An 18071-nucleotide genomic window follows, 5' to 3' on the forward strand; every position below is an offset into this window, starting at 1 on the left:
ATTAATCCTCCTTCTTCTTATCCGTTCTGAACACTTTAGCACTTCTTACGTATTCATTATCCGGTACGTTAACCCGGGAATTCGCAATGCGCGCTGCAACGAAAAGATAATCGGAAAGCCTGTTCAAATAACGTTGTACTACTGCCGGTACATCTTCTTCTGCTTTTAAAAGTGTAACCGTCTGGCGTTCTGCGCGTCTCGCAACAGTTCGTGCAATATGAAGTGTTGCAGCAGCAGGCGATCCACCTGGTAAGATGAATTTCTCTAATGGCGGCGCTTCTTCCATTAGCACGTCAATGCGTTGCTCAAGCACATCAACAGGTTCCTCAGACAATTTGTAATGACGTTCTTTCATAACGTTTGCAAGGTCGCCCCCACCATCGAATAATTCGTTTTGAATGGCTTCCAAATCTGTCAGCATATCCGCAAAAATTGCAGGATCGAGTTCCGTCATTGCTTTACCGACAAATGAATTCAATTCATCCATCGTGCCATATGCTTCAACACGCAGGCTGTCTTTGTCGACGCGGCCCCCTATTAAACTTGTTTTCCCTTTATCCCCTGTGCGTGTGTAAATTTTCATTGTTGTTCTCCCCTTTTCTTTAAAGTTTTTGCCAAGCCATACCAAATTCTTGTCACTTCATCCGCTTCCGCCATTAATTGCTGATAAAGCCGACCGCAAGCATCGCGTAATTTTCGCTGGTCTGCATCGATAGGAACGATTCCCCGTCCAATATCGGTTAATATAAAAACTGTCTGACGGTCCTTGGCGATGCAACTCATTACATATTCAATGGCCGCTTGTTCCGGTAAATTCGTTTCCGCAAGCCACTTCTCGACTCCAGCTATGACAGTCGTCTGAACGGTTTCCCTATCCACTATGAAACTATCTCCCAGACAATTTCCTTCTACCCAGTGTACGTTTTCTTGCCCCTGCTCGGTCAGCCATTTTCTTACGTATTCTCGTTTGCCGTTATGGGCACCGCCGATATAGACGTGCATGACTCCCCCTCCTCGAATGCTTTGTCGCTTTCCCATTCAAATCGGTAACCCGTTCCGTGCGGGATGTCCCACGACCAAAAACCTTTATCTTCAGATGAAAACTTCGTCAAGACTACGCGAATAGGTCCCCCATGTGTCACGACAACCGCCTTGTTCGGCAATTGTTTCACTGCAGCCACTACCCGCCTTTCTAGATCTGTTAAACTTTCACCATTTAATGGTGCGAATTCATATGGATCATCAATCCATTTGCGATAGTCCTTATTCTTTTCAAGTTCCGCATATGTTTTCCCTTCAAACTCGCCAAAATTACATTCGCGCCAACTGGCAGTTGTTTCAATAGACGCATCTGGGAAATAGCGAGCAGCACTTTGTTTTGCACGACGAAGATCACTGCTGTAAACGTGTATCGGGGCTTCGGGTAGACGCCAATTCAAATTAGCCGAATCTAAAATCGGTTCATCTGTCCAGCCAATATATTTCCGTTCTTTATTGCCCAAAGTAGGAAGATGCCGGATTAGATAAAGCACAAAACGGCTAGCCATAACAATACCTCCATTCCTTCAATGAAGGCACCACATAGGTCGCCTGTGACGCCTCCAAAATGCTTCAATGACCAGTTACGAAACGTGAAGAATGCGATTCCAATTATAACCGCTATCACAATTGGAATTAGTACACTTGTCAACATAAACCCTAGCGCGAATAAAGTCATTGCACTACTTACTAGCGTCCAGCTAATTAGTATATTTATTGAAATCATTTCTTTGAAAAAGTGTGCGATTCCTTTATCTTTTGCAAGACGTACCGTGGAGAAATATAGGTTCATAGTGGCTCTTGCTAGGAAAGGAATCGCTATAAACAGCGCAATATTCCCTGAACCACGCATCAGTATTTCATTGAACACAGCGATTTTCACGATGATCAATAAAACAAGCGCCATCGTTCCAAATGCACCAAGTCGCGGATCCTCTAGAATTTCGAGTCGTTTTTCGCGATCTTTGTATGAAAAGAATGCATCGCCCGTATCCGCCCAGCCATCCAGGTGCAAACCGCCGGTCAGTATGATAGCCGTCAATACGATAAAAACCGATGCAAGAAATGTTCCAACATGTAAATAATTCACTAGAAGTTCCGACACTCCGTACATCGCGAGCCCAATTGCCGCTCCAACGAAAGGTAGAGCCACATACATTGCTGTCACTTCTCTTCGTCCGAGTGGCAATTCTTTTCGAACGGGGATTGCCGTGAAAAATTGCATGGCTAGCAGTAATCCGTTCATTCCATCTCTCCGGGTTGTGACAAAATTTCTTTGATAAGCGGCCAGTTGAGATGCGCTTTAACATGTTTTGCCCATGCATCATAGACGTCGATTCCCGCCGGTGCTTTCATTACCGGTCGATCCATATCTTCCTCTTCGATGCCATGATCGATTTTATACGGGATAACACCTGCCACTGGAACTCCAGTGTAGGATTCTATAAATTCAATCCCTTCTTGGAATAAAGAAACGTCACCGTGGAATTTATTGATAATAATAGCTTTGACACGTTTTCGATGCTCAGTTGGTAATAGTTGTAGCGTCCCGACGATTGATGCGATAGCACCTCCGCGATCAATATCTGCCACCAAAATAGCAGGTACATCCGCAATTTCTGCCACCCGCATATTCACAATTTCCCTGTCGTTGAGATTCACTTCTGCAGGACTACCCGCACCTTCAATAATGACCGTTTCGTACGTTGCTGCCAGTTTGGCAAGTGAGTTTTTAATCGCCTCAATTCCACGCGTGAAGAACTGTTCGCGATACGCCATTCCAGCAATTGGACCAAATTTCTCTCCGAAAAAAAATACTTCCGATTTCATGTCCGCAACTAGTTTCAGCAAAATCGGATTCATATAAATCGATGGCTTCGTTCTAGCAGCCTGTGCTTGAATGAATTGTGCACGGCTCATTTCTTCGCCATTTTCCGTTATCGCTGAAAAACGAGACATGTTTTGCGATTTGAAGGGTGTTACCCGCACGCCTTCGTCCGATAAAATGCGGCACAACGCTGTACAAATCATCGTTTTTCCAGAGTCTGATGCTGTTCCTAAAACAATTAGTCCATTCACTGCGTCATCTCCTGTCGTTCATTCTTCCATATGAGTGGGATTCCGTAATCCATTTCAATTGCTGTATCTGCTTTTGAGACAAGCGCTTGGTGAATACGGCCAATCCATTTACTGTAGAATTCCGTTTCAGCATATTCTGATGGCAGTTCGTCTAGGACTTCATTCGAAACAATAACGAGATGGGCGGCTTGCGACACTAGTGTGTCAATCGTTGTGTACAACTGTGTTTCCTTGCGCTCCATACAACCCGCTTGTCCAATACAAGGTTTTCCTGACTCCCAACCTGTGTATAACTCATTTGCTAACCATGTCGTCAGGCAATCCCATAACACGTAATCCCCCGGTTGAATGGAGGGCGATACCTTTTCCAGCTCGACTGGTTGTTCAAGGGTTGTCCAACTATGAGTGGAACGATCCGATTTGTGATGTTCAATACGCGCCTGCATTTCTGAGTCCGTTGCGACGCCGGAGGCAATGTAAACTAGCCGGGCCGCATTTTTCTGCGCTTCATGAACAAGCAGCTTTTCTGCATAGGAGCTTTTCCCGCTTCTAACGCCGCCACTTATGAACGTCAGTTTTCCGCGAACCATTGCAACAGCTCCTCCTTCAGGATGTTCATGGACGCATCGTTTTTCATGCCAATCCGCAACCATCTGCCATCCATGCCGCGGAAATTTTGTGAATGGCGGAGGACGATTCCACGTGTGAGCATATCTTTATACAACTTATTCGAATCACGGCCAGAACTAAGTGTGAATGAAATAAAATTCGTCACTGAATTCGTAACGTTGCACGCATTGTCTGTTAAAAACCGTATCATTTTTTCCCGTTCACGATTACTATACTGAATTGCCTGTTCGCGGTATTGCTCTTCCTGTAAGCACACCGCCCCGATTTGAGCAGCTAAACCATTCACATTCCAATGCGGCGCGAGTGCTTTTATCCCCCTAATTATCGACGGATTTGCCGCGATATACCCGAGTCGTATTCCCGGAATGGCGTACATTTTCGTCATAGAGCGAACGACGATGACGTGCGGATTATTTTTTAATTCTGCAATGAAAGACAGTGATTCATCAACAAAATCGATAAAAGCCTCGTCTAATACGACTTCACAACCTACTTCAGCACCATGCCTAATAATTACGTTCAAATCCGTGCGTTCAGGCATGATTCCAGTTGGATTATTTGGTGTGCAAAGGTACAGAACTGATGCTGAAGTCATGGCCTCAAGGATAGCTTCCAGCGGCAATTTAAAGCCGTCACTTTCCGATGCAATAACGCGAACAATCTCCACATCCTTCGCCAAGAGAGTCGCTTCGTATTCGGAAAATGTCGGGTGCACGACAATCGCTCGCTTTGCGCGATAACGCTCTGCCAAAAGTGCCAGCAGTTCTGCCGCCCCGTTCCCCGCGAATAAATAATCGGTCGAAATGCCATGGTAATCAGCCGCCGCTGACAGAAACGGCTCCCCTTCTGGATTTGGATAAGCCGTAAGCAAATCTCGTAAACTTGGCCACATCTTGGTAATTGAATCAGGAGGCCCCGCAGGATTGACATTTTCACTGAAATCCAATAACCGTATTGGCTGTTCAATGCCCAGTGTTGCGTAAAGGTTTTGCGGATTTGCGCCATGTTCAGGCAACTGCATATAAAGCCACTCCAATCACCGTCATTACTAGCCAGAAAATAAACACTATGATATGCATCTGTGTAATGGTTTGTTTAATATGTATTGCGGTTAGCGGGGTGTTGCCTGGTCCAAGCTCAGGTCGCTTCGATACGATTCCGCGGTATGTACTTGTTCCGCCAAGCGTAACGCCAAGTTGCCAAGCCGTCGCTGCCTCCAAAAATCCGCTGTTTGGACTTGGATGTTTCCTTGCGTCTTTACTCCAGCCAGCAAAGCGTTTCCAAAAGGACAACTGACTTTTATTCGGCGCATATAAAATGATTAGAAAACCCGTCACACGTGCTGGTATGAAATTCAAAATGTCGTCCGCGCGTGCAGAAAATTTACCGAACTTCTCATATCGTTCGTCTTTATAACCAATCATCGAATCTAGTGTATTCACTGCTTTGTACATCCAAAGACCGGGTGCTCCCAGAAGGAATGCCCAAAATAATGGCGATGTAATGCCGTCCGCAATATTTTCTGACACAGTTTCAACTGTTCCACGTACGATGCCACTTTCTTTTAGTTTATCGGTATCGCGACCGACAATCCATGACAACTTCGTTCGTGCTGCAGGTAAATCCTGTGCAGCAAGCGGACGGTAAACGTCAAGTGCAGCGTCACGCAAACTTTTTTGTGCCAGCCCGACGGCGATCAGAATTGATTCCACACCAATACCTACATAGATATTGAATTGATAGGCAAAACCTACTAAAGCAAAAACGATACCTAACACAATCCCGACTGTGATGAAGAGTGTAGACGCCCCTTTTAATGTGCGGAACCGACCTTTATTCATAACACTAGTCAATTTGGCAATGAACGTCCCAATTAAGCGGACTGGATGCGGCCATTTCGGTGGATCCCCAATGATTCTGTCGAGCAGAAAACCAATTGCGATGGCGATAAAATGTGCAGGAATCAAGTTGTCCACCCTTTCGCCTTTTTGTAGGCACGGATTGCCCGTACAGTGCAGTCATAAACTCCGTGGCCAATCAGTTTTCCAAGCGGCGTAATCGGACCTGCATACGGCAGGAATTCTCCTTGTTGTGTTGCCGCGACTAGCAGGCTGTCCGTCGATGTACCTGTCGCAATTGTGCCTGTGAGCGGATCTGTTATGGATTCCATTTGAAGCGCTTTCGTTTTCGCTTCTGTTGCCGTTATCATTGCTTGGATAAATGCTTCATCAGGTAGCTGGCCATTGACGATAACCCATGTATTGATTGTACCGACACGAGGTTTCTGATCACGCGTGAGTGCTTGCGAGACATCGACAGCATTACCAACGCCAGCTGTTACCGCAATCAGAATCGTTCCGAAATCCCCTGTGTATTCCTCGACTTCGGCATGCTCCGTCATGACCGCGGTCATCATACCGACCGTATCCGTCAGATGAAAACCTTGCTGTTCAAGATAGGAAGTATTTTCAGCTTTGACGTCGTCTACATTGTAATCAGCATCAACATGACGATTGACAAACGACCGATACCAGCCTGTTCCAGCATTATGAACGGCGGAGGAAATGGTTTTCAACGGATATTTTGTTCGTAATGCAACAAAGTCCGATGCTATCGAAAAGTCCTCTTTTACAACGGCGAAAGGCTTAATTTCCTCTTTGGTATCCGGCAGCAGTGTAATTTGAGGTTTTGGCAATTCAGGATGGGGCTGTGTTTTTATTCGCGCACCGTAAACAGATTCGATTGCCTCTTCCATCACTACGTCTTGTGGCACACCTATTCTGGCAATCCGCCCTTTATCCATCAAGAGAAGTCGATCGCAGTATAAAGAAGCCAAATTGATATCGTGAAACACCGAAATAACTGTGAGTCCTTTGTCAATTGCCTGTTGACGAATCGTATCGAGTAATTGTTGTTGGTGAGCGATGTCCAAGTGATTCGTTGGCTCATCGAGTAATAAAATCGGCGCCTCCTGTGCGAGTGCCTGTGCGACGAAAACGCGTTGCTGTTCGCCACCTGATAGCAGTTCGATCGAGTTTTCAGCATAGCGTGTGATGGACATACTGGTTATGGCATCGGTCACGGCGCGCTCGTCTTCATCTGACCATGAGGAAAATAGTCCTGATTGGTGCGGATAGCGACCGAGTTCAACCGTTTCTCGAACAGTGTGGGAAAATGCATGTGCATGGAGTTGTGGCAAGACGGCTACTTTTTTGGCAAATTCTTTTTGTGAATAAGTAGAAGCGTCTTGCCCGTCAATTGTGACGGAACCCGTTTCCTTCGGGAGAATGCCTGAAATAATTTTCAAAAGTGTGGATTTACCACTGCCATTGGGTCCAATTATGCCGAGTACTTCGCCTTTATTGACATTGAATGTCACTGCTTTCACGATGGATTCTTTGCCATAACCACCGGAAATATTTTCGACTTTTAACATTTCACATGCCTCCTTTCCTCCGTTGTTTATAGAAGATAAATGCAAATACGGGTGCACCGATAAACGCTGTGATGACACCGACCGGAAGTTCTGTCGGCGAAATGATTGTCCGTGCAATTAAGTCGCAAATGATGAGCAACGTTGCACCGTTCATGAACGATAATGTCAGGAGATGGCGATGATCAGATCCCCAAAGAAGTCGCGTCATATGCGGAACGACTAGACCAACAAAGCCAATTGTGCCGGACACCGCGACTGCCGAACCTGTCAGGATGGATCCACCAATCAGAATGGCAAACTTACGGCTTTTGACGTTGACACCTAAATGATGCGCTCGTTCTTCTCCAAATAACATCGCATTTAATTCGCGGCGATTCAGCCACAGCATGAATGAACCTACGACGACGAATGGCAAAATCATCGTAATATAATTCCATCCCCGCATTGATACACTGCCGAGTAGCCAACCAATAATTTGACGCAACTCTTCCCCTGTGAGCGCTATCATAAGTGATAGCACAGAACCGAGGAACGAACCGAAAATGATTCCAGTCAAAATAATTGTTTCCATTCTCATCGCTCGGTCAACGAGGCGTGCAAATCCAAGAACGAGGAACATTGTCAATGCAGCACCAACCATACTGAATACAGGAAGCGTATAAGTGCCTAAAAACGGGATGGAAATACCAAAAAAGAGCGTCATAACGGCACCGACCGAGGCGCCGGATGACACTCCGAGGGTGTATGGATCAGCGAGCGGATTTTTCAGCAACCCTTGGAAAGCGGCTCCCGAAATCGCGAGCGATGCGCCAACAAGTCCGGCAAGCACGACACGCGGCATACGAATCTTCCACAAAATATTGGTAGCTGTTGCATCCGCCTCCGCATTCCATAACGTACTAATCGGTATTTTCACAGACCCGATCGACACACCGAGCCACACCGCCACAAGAAGTGCGGCGGCGGAAACGATGTAGGCAACGCTGGATTTACTCACCGAAAGCCTCAGGGTAGATGGCTTTTGCTATTTCTTCAAGCCCTTCAGCAAGGCGGGGGCCTGTACGGCTAGTGATATTCTCTTTAACTTGAACAACAGCTTTTTCTTTAATTGCTGTAATCGTATCGAAACCTGGGCGTGCATAAACGTCTGCAACTGCCGTTTCGATATAATCATACAACACGATAATTACATCCGGATTACGGTTAATAATTTCTTCCGGAGCTATCATAAACCAGTCTTCCTGATCAGCAGCAATATTTTCAGCACCAATCATTTCTAGCATTTGATCCATAAATGTATTTTTTCCTGGTGTGTAAATGTTTGGCTCAGGTGATGTTTCAACAAAAACTGTTTTTTTATTGTCGACTGTTACTAATTTCGCCAATACATCTTCTACTTTTGCTTTCATGTCCGTAATGATTTTTTCTGCTTCTACTGTTTTACCAGTCGCTTGACCGATTGTTTCAATCGTTGTGTACGTTTCTTCGAAACTCGCTGCATTTTTCACAACAAAGACTGGGATTCCTGCATCGCGGATTTGTTGCAGTCCTTCTTTGCCTTTTCCAAGTCCTGATTCATGTGCAAAAACAATTTCAGGGTTCATGGAAACGATTTTTTCGACGTTGAAATCCTGGCCGCCGATTTTCTCTTTTTTAAGTGCTTCTGCTGGATAATCATCGTAGTCATTGACGCCGACAATCGCATCCCCAAGACCTAGTTCAAACAATATTTCCGTGTTGCTTGGCACCATAGAAACGATTGTTGCCGGTGCAGTTTCCAGGGTAATTTCATTGCCAACCGAGTCCGTTAGCGTAAGCGGGAAGTCAGCTTTGACCACTTCCGCTTCCGGTGTTCCATCTACTTTCGGCTTATCTGGTGTAGCAGCTGTTCCACATGCTGCGAGCAAGAATACTGCCAAAAATGCCGTTAATCCTAATTGCCAAATCTTTTTCATGTTGTTTTCCTCCTGTTTGTTCCAAATAAAAATCCCCCGTAATTGCTACGGAGGAATAAGCTGAGTAAAAATCTGGACGCACAATGACGTCGATTTTCACTAATCCTATCCTCGTAGGGTACGTGTGATCCATAAAGGCAGGTCTCCTGGCTCGTGTTCAAGGCTTGCCGCGTCTTCCCGGAACTTTTTCCAGTGACACATTGCGACTAACTCACACTTACAGTGGCGGGACCGCGCCGGCATTGAACCGACTTCCCTTTTAACCCCGTTTTTAATGCGGGGCACCTTTATGTTTGGTATGTATTTTGTACAACTTTCAGTATACTACAAATTTTTATTGTGTCGATAGTGAGGGAGATTTGTAGATTTAGATATGTTGAATTAAAGAATCCCGTTGAATCTGTTGTGTCGCTCGATGATGAGAGAGTATTAATTCGGAATGTGGATTGTAGATCGCTTGGCGCTAGAGTGTACATTAATCGGAAGAGTTGTAGTTCGGCGTGTAGATTACAGATCGCTTGGCGCTTTGGGGATGCCTCTCGCCATGAGCCTGGATTGACGCTTCGCATCCAGTCTCATGGCTTCGGCTACCCCTTTGCCGCGCCGGCGCTGGAGTGTACATTATTGAAAGTGATTTTGAGATGTTTGGACTGAGATTATAATGTGAGTACTATTTTATACTAATTTCATTGAAGAAAGACATACTACGAGCTACAGGTCTTTTCCCCGACAATGCAATGTGCATTCTATTATATAGACTATCCAGCGAAGGCACGCCTTCGTGGTAGCCGGAGCGATAAGACTGAAAGCGGTCTTCTTTCTGGCTTATCGCGGGAGGCATCCACAAAGCGTCGAAGCGATATTAGCAGGATTTCTAATTCATTCCAGGTAGTTGGACTTATTCAGCGGCCTTCCAAAAGCCCTTGTAAAAGAGCAAGCATCGTATTCATTTGTTCAACATATATAGAGAGAATATCTGCATGTGAAAAACGCCATACTTGAGAGATAACAATCTCTCAAGTATGGCGTTCAATTTTATTACATCTTTTCTGGAGCAGAAACACCAATAAGTTTCAATGCATTTGCAATTGTTGTGCGTGTGATTGTAATTAATGCTAGACGTGCTTCCGATAGTTCGCGGTTGTCTGGGTCTAGCACTTTTTCTGCGTTATAAAAGCTGTGGAATGTAGCCGCTAGTTCTTGGATATATGTTGCAACGCGGTGTGGTGAACGGATTCTCGCTGCATCACTGATTACTTGCGGGAAGTCACCGATTTTCTTCAGTAATTCCAACTCTTTTTCAGCTTGCAATAAAGAAACATTATCCACAGATACAGCCATGCCATTTTCATCAGCTTGGCGCAAGATTGATGAAATCCGTGCATGCGCATATTGTGCGTAGTACACAGGGTTTTCATTCGACTGAGAAATCGCTAGGTCTAGGTCGAAGTCCATCTGCGAGTCACCTGAACGCATTGCGAAGAAGTAACGGACTGCATCCAAACCAACTTCCTCAACTAGCTCACGCAAGGTTACGGCTTTCCCCGTACGTTTACTCATCTTGAACTTTTCACCGTCTTTATATAACTGAACCATTTGCACGACGCTGACTTCGAGCGTGTCGTTGCCGTAACCAAGCGCTTCGATTGCCGCTTTCATCCGTGGAATATAACCATGGTGATCTGCGCCCCAAATATTGATAAGTTTATCGAATCCGCGGAACAATTTATCCTCATGGTACGCGATATCCGGTGTCAAATACGTGTAAGTACCGTCGTTTTTGATTAACACACGATCTTTGTCATCACCGAAAGTTGTTGAACGGAACCATGTTGCGCCATCTTCTTCAAAGACATGGCCGTTGGCACGTAATTTATCAAGAGCAACATCGATTTTGCCGTTTTCATACAATGAAGTTTCAGAGAACCAGACATCAAACGACACACGGAAATTCGCAAGGTCTGTTTTTAGCTTTTCTAATTCATGCTCCAGGCCATATTGGCGGAAGAATGCATAACGCTCTTCATCTGGCGTGTTGACGTATTTGTCGCCATATTCAGCTGCCAGCATTTTACCGATATTAATAATGTCCGGTCCTTGGTAGCCGTCTTCAGGCATTTCTTTATCCAACCCGAGTGCTTGGAAATAACGTGCTTCAACAGAATTAGCAAGGTTGTGCACTTGATTTCCTGCATCGTTAATGTAGTATTCACGTGCCACATCGTAGCCAGCGAAATCGAGAACGTTGGATAGAGAATCACCAAGAGAAGCTCCGCGTGCATGTCCAAGGTGAAGGTCACCTGTAGGATTAGCAGAAACAAATTCAACTTGGACTTTTTGTTTATTGCCAAAGTTTGAACGGCCGTAGTTCTCGCCTTGTTCAAGAACGGTCTTGACGATGCCGCCTAAGTAATCCGTTTTTAATTTTATATTGATGAAACCAGGACCTGCAATTTCAATCGATTCGATCGAAGTGCCATCCGTATTTAGTTTTTCAAGTATCGCTTCCGCAATTGCACGCGGCGGCTTTTTCGCTAACTTTGTCAGTTGCATAGCAATGTTCGTTGCATAATCGCCGTTGTCTTTGTTATTAGGCGTTTCAAGCATAATGTCCGGTATTGCCGTTTCTTCTGCCAAACCCGCATCAATTACAGCTTGACGAAGTGCCACTTTTACCTCTTGTTGAATCTGTTCTACCGCGTTCATATTGTTCCCTCCGTGTATGTAATAGTCAGTTCGTATGTTCCAAGAAGCGATCCTTCTGCATGCAAATCGTAATGCACATTGAAGCGTCCTCCGGAATTGTCTTCTTGCTCCTTGAAATCGAGCTTGTCCGTTTTGACAACTAAGTCAAACGTCGCCGGTCCACTGCCGTACGTTCCTGGACGTTCACCAGCTGCAACAAATGGCAATCGCATCGTAACTGCACCGCGACGCATAATAAGTGCGTCTGTAGAATCCAATTTAACAATTGTTTGAATCGACTTTCCACTTTGTTGTTCTTCATATTTCAAATAAGATTTGCCTGCTTTTTCAATCAGCAAACCTTTTGCATTCAATTCATGCTTCTCCTCGTCTTGGCCTGGATGGCGAATTGACGAATGGAGCTTAATCGTTACATATCGCCCTTTTTCCCGCGATTCCATATACTCACTGTCCTTTTCATGAAAACATCTTCTTATTATATCCTTTTTACGGTCTACATTTCAATCTATCCGAGCAATGCATGTTTTTACGCATGTTCCGTTTAATCTGTTTCCATGCGTCCCATACTAGATGCAAAGATATGGACGGGACGGGATCGTATGCAACGGACAGTATATGTGAAACAGAAAAAAAGACGCTCGGCATTACGAAGGCTGTTGCTGCTATCCGTCACGATGATAATGGCGGTGCTGACCATCTTCCTATCGCTCAGGCTCTATGCTCAAATTACAGGCGCACCTTCTTTAAGCGTGCCAAAAGCTTCTGTCTTTCTTGATAAAGATGGCAAGCAAATTGGCGACCGGTTTTCCGCGGAACGACGGTACTGGGTAGACCTCGATGACATGTCACCGTTTCTAATCGATGCAGTCGTTGCGACAGAAGACAAGAATTTTTATAGCCACAACGGTTTTGATTATAGACGGATTGCAGGCGCCCTTTTGAAAGATGCGAAATCCGGGCGCAAAGTCGAAGGAGCCAGCACAATTACCATGCAATATGCGAAAAACTTGTATTTGACGTTTGAAAAGACATGGAAACGGAAAATCACTGAAGCACTTTATGCCTATCGAATGGAAATATTTTACGAAAAAGATGTCATCTTAGAAGGTTATTTGAATACTGTTTACTTCGGACATGGCATGTATGGTGTCGAGGCGGCAAGTAAGTTTTATTTCGGAAAGTCAGCAAAAGATCTGACGTTAGAGGAATCCGCCGTTATTACTGCCATCGCGAAAGGTCCTTCGGTTTATTCGCCTATTGAAAATCCCGAGAAATCGAGGGAACGAACATTGCTGGTATTGTCACTTATGGAGGCGCAAGGGTACATTACTGCGCGCCAAGAAGAACGGGCGACGAACGAACAAATTACGTTAAAAAACCGCGAATGGGCTGACTCTAAGCGCGTTGCCCCTTATTTTCTGGATGAAGTGTGGCGTGAGGCTGAAAAAGTACTTGTAGCGAAAGGACGCTATCCGGCAGAAGGTGGTTGGACAATCCGGACAACGCTGGATCCACTTCACCAACAAGCCGCCGAAGAAACGATCGCTAAATGGATGCCGGATAGCGGTTTACAAGTTGGGTTCATGTCGATAGAAACAGGAACGGGTGCAATCACATCGCTCATAGGTGGGATAAATTATACCGAAAGTCCGTTCAACCGGGCGACCCAAGCAAAGCGTCAGCCCGGCTCGGCGATGAAACCTATTTTGTATGCAGCTGCACTCGAAGATGGGTTCAGTCCACTGACATTTTTATCGACGGAAAAAACCATTTTCACTTATGATGAAGGCCGTTCGACGTATGAACCAAACAATGTGAACGGTAAATTTGCTGGCCACCCTATCTCGCTTGCGCAGGCACTGGCTATTTCCGATAATATTTACGCAGTGAAAACGCTTGAAGATATCGGTTATAAGAAATTCAGCAAAATGGCTGAACGTCTTGGCGTTGACGGTGAATTCGAAGAATCTCCTGCAACCGCACTTGGCACTTCACTTGTCACACTTTCTGACATGACAAATGCCTATAACCGAGTTGCGTCAGGCGGTATCGAAACAGTCCCAACGACGATTCTATCCATATCAGATGCAGACGGAAAAACGGTCTATGAACATCCGAAGCAAAGCAAGAAACATGTCATCAGCGAACAGGATGCATTTGTTCTTACTCATCTGATGACTGGTATGTTCGATCCAGTGTTCAACGATTATTCTACTGCCACTGGTTTATCTATGCGCTCAAAACAGACGCGGCCCTATGCAGCAAAATCTGGAACGACGATTTCGGATCAATACTTAATTGGCTACACCCCTTCACTAACGGCGGGGATTTGGACCGGATATGATGTCGGAAAGCAACTGACCGACACGACGGATAAAGCGGCATCGAAAAAAATATGGATCGACTTCATGGAGACCGTAAATCGCGGTCTTCCACCCGAACCGTTCATCCCTCCGAATGGAGTCAATGGCGTCATCATTGACGTTGACACAGGTGGTATCGCTGTAAATGAATGCGAGAAACAACGGCTTGTTTATGTAAAAGAAAAGGATATGCCACAAAAGCTATGTACGGATAAAGTGCTACGAGAACAGCGCACAGTAGGCGAAACTGACGGGAAGAAGTTTGAACTATTTCCGTTTTCGTTTTTTGAGTGATTTTGGTGTTGAGGATATGATTGGTTGGTGTGGGATATGATCGGGTGGCGCTGGGTTATGATCGGTTTGCGCGGGATATGATCGGGCGGCACTGGTTATGATCGGTTTGCGCGGGATATGATCGGACGGCACTGGATATGATCGGTTGGTGTGGGATATGATCGGGTGGCGCTGGGTTATGATCGGTTTGCGCGGGATATGATCGGGCGGCACTGGTTATGATCGGGGCGAGTGGGATATGATCGGGCGGCGCTGGTTATGATCGGTTCGCGTGGGATATGATTGGTCAGGGCTCATTTTTGATCGGGTCGGGTGGGATATGATCGGGCGGCGCTGGGTTATGATCGGTTTGCGCGGGATATGATCGGTCAGCGCTGGGTTATGATCGGTTTGCGCGGGATATGATCGGGCGGCACTGGTTATGATCGGTTTGCGCGGAATATGATCGGGCGGCGCTCCCGAATTCATCAAAATCAAAAAAGCTTTCCTCTCCCGAATTAAATCGGGGAAGGAAAGCTTTTTTACCGTTCAAGGCGTCCTGCTAAATGGTGTATCGCGCTTGGGTTTGTTTGATACGTTATTCATCAGGGAGTGCACGATTCCGGTTGTCCTAGCTTACAATTGCAAGCTGTGATTTCAGTGTACTGCCTTTCAAGCTGACATTCAACCTCGGATTGAGAAGTATGCGGAATTTGTCACTTTTTGTTCACAACTCCGGCGAATCCACACTCAAATCAACATGCAGTTTTGGTTCGCTTCTGTCCCACATTTCCTTGTTATGAGCAGCAAGGAATTCAGCTAAAATCTGCTTTGATTTATCATCCATATGATCAACAATGATATTCCGTTTCATCGATTTATCCATCCGATTAACGTGATCGGCAAGCACTTTATACCCTCGGCGTTTTTCACGATTAACGACCATTTCACACGCTGTAACGCCCGCATAATAAGGCCCTTGTTCGCGGAAATCGATTGTTACCCAGACAAGCCAATATGGTTTGCCACCTTCTGAATCTTCGCGGTTCAGCGTAAATTTGACACCGCGTTCTGTATCGCTTCTAGCATGCATCGCACCTATCTCAATACGCGCAACGCCTTCATTGACATCGATAATGACAGGTGACACGTTTTCAAGTGACAACGAACCAATCCCGTACCCGCCATGACCGTCAGTCGGATCGTCCTTTATAATTGTGAAACCCAATTTCTGTTTCGGTTTATTTTCATTTGTCATTTATTCGTCCCCTCCAAATCTGATACTATGTATACTATACCCAATATATACAGAGAGGGGGAAATGTAATGCCAATCGTAACTGTGAAAATGTTGGAAGGTCGTACAGATGAACAAAAACGTGCGCTATGCGAAAGAGTAACAGAAGCTGTTGCTGAAACAACAGGTGCACCTGCTCAAAATGTTTCTGTCATCATTGAAGAAATGTCGAAAAACCATTATTCCATCGCTGGAAAACGTCCAAGCGATCAGTAATTAATTTCCAAAAAGGCTGCCTCATGACGGAAAGTTTCCGACATGGGGCAGCCTTTTATTACTGTCCAGACTCCAAGCGTCAGCCCCTCGAGTCGCTTCTGTCCTAAAGATAAAGACAAAGAGCGTCTTTATTTTAGGCCATTCAGCGCTTGTCGGGGCTTAACGACGCTTTCCGCTTTTCTTTACTGAACCGCGTACGTTTGAATTTCACTTATGAAGTCAAATGCAGCCGTCATCTCCTCCGCAGAGAAGTTCAGTTTATTTTTCACGATAAGGACTTTAGCGATTTGCTCGTCCTTGTCAAGATGATCAAAGTACAGCAATGTCGAAACGAGTTCGAGGAAACGGGAGCTCTTGACGTTCATGCTGTCGATGCAGGTCCCTAGCATTGCGTGGGCAGCGTCTGCCATTTCGAGGAAACCCGCCCCCTCGCCTGTCACTTGATAGCTATATTGGACGTACGATCCTTTGTCCGTACACTGCTCCGCCAGAAATCCCATTTCGCATAGTTCCTCAATACGCAACGTTAATTCTTCCGAGTAGGGTCCGTACATGTGAAGCTCATATTTTTCAGCGAATGGGAAATTCATCTTTTTCGCAATATAAATCATTTTTTGTAACTTTTTTCGTCCAGTGACTTCATTTGCCATTGAGATGAATTGCACAATTTTAGCGTGTTCTGATAACACCTTCCCTCACACCTACCCTTTCAGCATATCTAAAATTCGGCCATACAGCGGATTTTGTTCTTTTCCTGCTTCCAAAACATCTTCCGGGAAATAGATTTTATGGTCTGTTCGTCTTTTACCCGAAATCGCATCTACGACATCCGATGAACGCGATAATTCGCTTAAGTCCCCATTTCGCATTTGTAAGTATATCGGTAAGCGTTCGTTTTCTTCACCTGGACCGTAAAAGTCGTAAGGTAAATCTGACGACGAATCTGTAACCAGGTAATAAGCCGGATCAATTCCTGCTTCCTTGAATAACTGCTCGAGTTCACCGATTTTCCGGTATTCTGTTGCCGGATCAAATTCTGCGTACTGGAACAATCTTCTATTGATAAACCGATAGCAAAGGTCCGACAAGATTGCGTCGTCTTCCTTCATCCACATTTGGAAATAGGTTAATAAAATACTTTCATCAAGCGCAATATAGTCTTCAAGCAGAAATGTCTTATCAAAAAAAGAGCGGAAATGGACAGGTTCTTGTTTAAAGATATACCCGCTTTCATGTAATTGCTTTGCACGGTGTAAAATTTTGATCAAAATAACTTCAGCGCTACGTGACACTGGATGGAAATAGACTTGCCAGTACATCTGGTAACGGCTCATTATATAATCTTCCACTGCGTGCATACCGCTATATTTAATAACCGCCTGTTCTTCTGTAGGTCGCATGACACGCAGAATACGTTCCATATCGAAATGACCGTACGACACCCCTGTAAAATAAGCGTCACGCTGTAAATAATCCATCCGATCGGCATCAATTTGACTTGAAATCAGACTGACGACAAGCTTATCCGGATAGGTTTTCCCAATTATATCAGCCACTTTTTGTGGGAAATCAGGTGCCACACGACGAAGCACTGCATTTACTTCTGTGTCCCCTAACAAAATCGCTTGCGTAAATTGTTCATGATCGAGATCGAACACTTTTTCAAAGGCGTGCGAAAACGGACCGTGTCCTAGATCATGCAACAGCGCCGCACACATCGTTACTAGCCGTTCCTCATTGTTCCATTCAGGCCTGCCACTGAAACCGTCGTCAATGATGCGTCTGACGATTTCATAGACACCGAGCGAATGGTGAAACCTACTATGCTCCGCCCCATGAAATACGAGATACGTCGTGCCTAGTTGTTTGATCCGGCGAAGGCGCTGAAATTCACTTGTGCCAATAACGTCCCAAATCACTTTATCGCGCACGTGAATATATCGATGCACAGGATCTTTGAAAACTTTTTCTTCGACCAGTTTTTCATCTTTGTATTCCATAGTGCACCTCCGTCAACTCATTCCCTTTAGTATAATCGTAAAAATGGTTCGTAGGAAGATGGAAAAAGGTTCATTTGAG

18 protein-coding genes and 1 riboswitch are annotated in these 18071 nt (G+C 45.2%); of the genes, 2 read left to right on the top strand and 16 right to left on the bottom strand.

What is annotated here, in order from left to right; translation table 11 throughout:
• Position 1: 1 nt before the first annotated feature.
• The 13 genes from AZE41_RS19645 to AZE41_RS19705 form a co-directional block, all read right to left on the bottom strand.
• A complete protein-coding gene (locus AZE41_RS19645) occupies positions 2-583 on the bottom strand; it encodes a cob(I)yrinic acid a,c-diamide adenosyltransferase (RefSeq protein WP_067213203.1) in 582 nt (193 codons plus the stop codon).
• Positions 580-1002: a bifunctional adenosylcobinamide kinase/adenosylcobinamide-phosphate guanylyltransferase gene (locus AZE41_RS19650; protein ID WP_067213206.1), complete on the bottom strand. Its 423-nt coding sequence runs from the start codon at positions 1000-1002 to the stop codon at positions 580-582. The genes AZE41_RS19645 and AZE41_RS19650 overlap by 4 nt, the downstream gene beginning before the upstream one ends.
• On the bottom strand, positions 954-1547 hold the full coding sequence (locus AZE41_RS19655; RefSeq protein ID WP_067213208.1) for a histidine phosphatase family protein: 594 nt from the start codon (positions 1545-1547) through the stop codon (positions 954-956). The genes AZE41_RS19650 and AZE41_RS19655 overlap by 49 nt, the downstream gene beginning before the upstream one ends.
• Positions 1520-2284 carry an adenosylcobinamide-GDP ribazoletransferase gene (cobS, locus tag AZE41_RS19660; RefSeq protein WP_067213210.1) on the bottom strand — a complete coding sequence of 255 codons (765 nt, stop codon included), beginning with the start codon at positions 2282-2284 and terminating at the stop codon, positions 1520-1522. Before cobS ends, AZE41_RS19655 begins: the two co-directional genes overlap by 28 nt.
• Entirely contained in the window at positions 2281-3117 is an 837-nt protein-coding gene (locus tag AZE41_RS19665) for a cobyric acid synthase (protein WP_067213212.1), read from the bottom strand. The genes cobS and AZE41_RS19665 overlap by 4 nt, the downstream gene beginning before the upstream one ends.
• Complete coding sequence (locus AZE41_RS19670) at positions 3114-3707, bottom strand: bifunctional adenosylcobinamide kinase/adenosylcobinamide-phosphate guanylyltransferase (protein WP_067213214.1); 594 nt, start codon at positions 3705-3707, stop codon at positions 3114-3116. The genes AZE41_RS19665 and AZE41_RS19670 overlap by 4 nt, the downstream gene beginning before the upstream one ends.
• Positions 3689-4768: a pyridoxal phosphate-dependent aminotransferase gene (locus AZE41_RS19675; protein WP_067213217.1), complete on the bottom strand. Its 1080-nt coding sequence runs from the start codon at positions 4766-4768 to the stop codon at positions 3689-3691. Before AZE41_RS19675 ends, AZE41_RS19670 begins: the two co-directional genes overlap by 19 nt.
• On the bottom strand, positions 4755-5711 hold the full coding sequence (cbiB, locus tag AZE41_RS19680) for an adenosylcobinamide-phosphate synthase CbiB (RefSeq protein ID WP_067214078.1): 957 nt from the start codon (positions 5709-5711) through the stop codon (positions 4755-4757). Before cbiB ends, AZE41_RS19675 begins: the two co-directional genes overlap by 14 nt.
• A complete protein-coding gene (locus tag AZE41_RS19685; RefSeq protein WP_067213220.1) occupies positions 5711-7183 on the bottom strand; it encodes an adenosylcobinamide amidohydrolase in 1473 nt (490 codons plus the stop codon). The genes cbiB and AZE41_RS19685 overlap by 1 nt, the downstream gene beginning before the upstream one ends.
• Before the next feature lies 1 nt (position 7184).
• Positions 7185-8180 (bottom strand): FecCD family ABC transporter permease, encoded by a 996-nt coding sequence (locus AZE41_RS19690; protein WP_067213221.1) that lies wholly within the window; start codon positions 8178-8180, stop codon positions 7185-7187.
• Positions 8173-9138, bottom strand: a complete 966-nt coding sequence (locus AZE41_RS19695; RefSeq protein ID WP_067213224.1) for an ABC transporter substrate-binding protein — start codon at positions 9136-9138, stop codon at positions 8173-8175. Before AZE41_RS19695 ends, AZE41_RS19690 begins: the two co-directional genes overlap by 8 nt.
• Positions 9139-9257: 119 nt before the next feature.
• Positions 9258-9442: riboswitch (cobalamin riboswitch) on the bottom strand.
• Positions 9443-10176: 734 nt separating this feature from the next.
• Positions 10177-11844: an arginine--tRNA ligase gene (gene argS / locus AZE41_RS19700; RefSeq protein WP_067213227.1), complete on the bottom strand. Its 1668-nt coding sequence runs from the start codon at positions 11842-11844 to the stop codon at positions 10177-10179.
• A complete protein-coding gene (locus tag AZE41_RS19705; RefSeq protein WP_067213229.1) occupies positions 11841-12284 on the bottom strand; it encodes a YwiB family protein in 444 nt (147 codons plus the stop codon). Before AZE41_RS19705 ends, argS begins: the two co-directional genes overlap by 4 nt.
• Positions 12285-12443: 159 nt before the next feature.
• Here AZE41_RS19705 and AZE41_RS19710 point away from each other — a divergent pair, with 159 nt between their 5' ends.
• Complete coding sequence (locus tag AZE41_RS19710; protein WP_067213232.1) at positions 12444-14501, top strand: transglycosylase domain-containing protein; 2058 nt, start codon at positions 12444-12446, stop codon at positions 14499-14501.
• A 706-nt stretch (positions 14502-15207) separates the two neighbouring features.
• On the opposite strand, the gene AZE41_RS19715 is transcribed toward AZE41_RS19710, so the two are convergent.
• Positions 15208-15738, bottom strand: coding sequence for a YwhD family protein (locus AZE41_RS19715; protein WP_067213234.1), 531 nt, complete (start codon positions 15736-15738; stop codon positions 15208-15210).
• 68 nt (positions 15739-15806) lie between these two features.
• On the opposite strand from AZE41_RS19715, the gene AZE41_RS19720 reads away from it, so the two are divergent.
• Positions 15807-15992: a 2-hydroxymuconate tautomerase gene (locus tag AZE41_RS19720; protein ID WP_067213235.1), complete on the top strand. Its 186-nt coding sequence runs from the start codon at positions 15807-15809 to the stop codon at positions 15990-15992.
• 182 nt (positions 15993-16174) lie between these two features.
• Here AZE41_RS19720 and AZE41_RS19725 read toward each other — a convergent pair whose 3' ends face one another.
• A complete protein-coding gene (locus AZE41_RS19725; RefSeq protein ID WP_067213238.1) occupies positions 16175-16681 on the bottom strand; it encodes a YwgA family protein in 507 nt (168 codons plus the stop codon).
• A 12-nt stretch (positions 16682-16693) separates the two neighbouring features.
• Complete coding sequence (locus AZE41_RS19730) at positions 16694-17992, bottom strand: HD domain-containing protein (protein WP_067213241.1); 1299 nt, start codon at positions 17990-17992, stop codon at positions 16694-16696.
• Positions 17993-18071 lie beyond the last annotated feature (79 nt).

Source organism: Sporosarcina psychrophila (genome assembly GCF_001590685.1).
Classification (GTDB): Bacteria; Bacillota; Bacilli; order Bacillales_A; family Planococcaceae; genus Sporosarcina; species Sporosarcina psychrophila.

Bases quoted from the DNA above. Each gene is read 5' to 3' on its own strand.
- AZE41_RS19645 (WP_067213203.1), bottom strand. From the start codon at position 583: ATGAAAATTTACACACGCACAGGGGATAAAGGGAAAACAAGTTTAATA.
- AZE41_RS19650 (WP_067213206.1), bottom strand. From the start codon at position 1,002: ATGCACGTCTATATCGGCGGTGCCCATAACGGCAAACGAGAATACGTA.
- AZE41_RS19655 (WP_067213208.1), bottom strand. From the start codon at position 1,547: ATGGCTAGCCGTTTTGTGCTTTATCTAATCCGGCATCTTCCTACTTTG.
- cobS (WP_067213210.1), bottom strand. From the start codon at position 2,284: ATGAACGGATTACTGCTAGCCATGCAATTTTTCACGGCAATCCCCGTT.
- AZE41_RS19670 (WP_067213214.1), bottom strand. From the start codon at position 3,707: ATGGTTCGCGGAAAACTGACGTTCATAAGTGGCGGCGTTAGAAGCGGG.
- AZE41_RS19675 (WP_067213217.1), bottom strand. From the start codon at position 4,768: ATGCAGTTGCCTGAACATGGCGCAAATCCGCAAAACCTTTACGCAACA.
- AZE41_RS19685 (WP_067213220.1), bottom strand. From the start codon at position 7,183: ATGTTAAAAGTCGAAAATATTTCCGGTGGTTATGGCAAAGAATCCATC.
- AZE41_RS19695 (WP_067213224.1), bottom strand. From the start codon at position 9,138: ATGAAAAAGATTTGGCAATTAGGATTAACGGCATTTTTGGCAGTATTC.
- argS (WP_067213227.1), bottom strand. From the start codon at position 11,844: ATGAACGCGGTAGAACAGATTCAACAAGAGGTAAAAGTGGCACTTCGT.
- AZE41_RS19705 (WP_067213229.1), bottom strand. From the start codon at position 12,284: ATGGAATCGCGGGAAAAAGGGCGATATGTAACGATTAAGCTCCATTCG.
- AZE41_RS19710 (WP_067213232.1), top strand. From the start codon at position 12,444: ATGCAACGGACAGTATATGTGAAACAGAAAAAAAGACGCTCGGCATTA.
- AZE41_RS19715 (WP_067213234.1), bottom strand. From the start codon at position 15,738: ATGACAAATGAAAATAAACCGAAACAGAAATTGGGTTTCACAATTATA.
- AZE41_RS19720 (WP_067213235.1), top strand. From the start codon at position 15,807: ATGCCAATCGTAACTGTGAAAATGTTGGAAGGTCGTACAGATGAACAA.
- AZE41_RS19730 (WP_067213241.1), bottom strand. From the start codon at position 17,992: ATGGAATACAAAGATGAAAAACTGGTCGAAGAAAAAGTTTTCAAAGAT.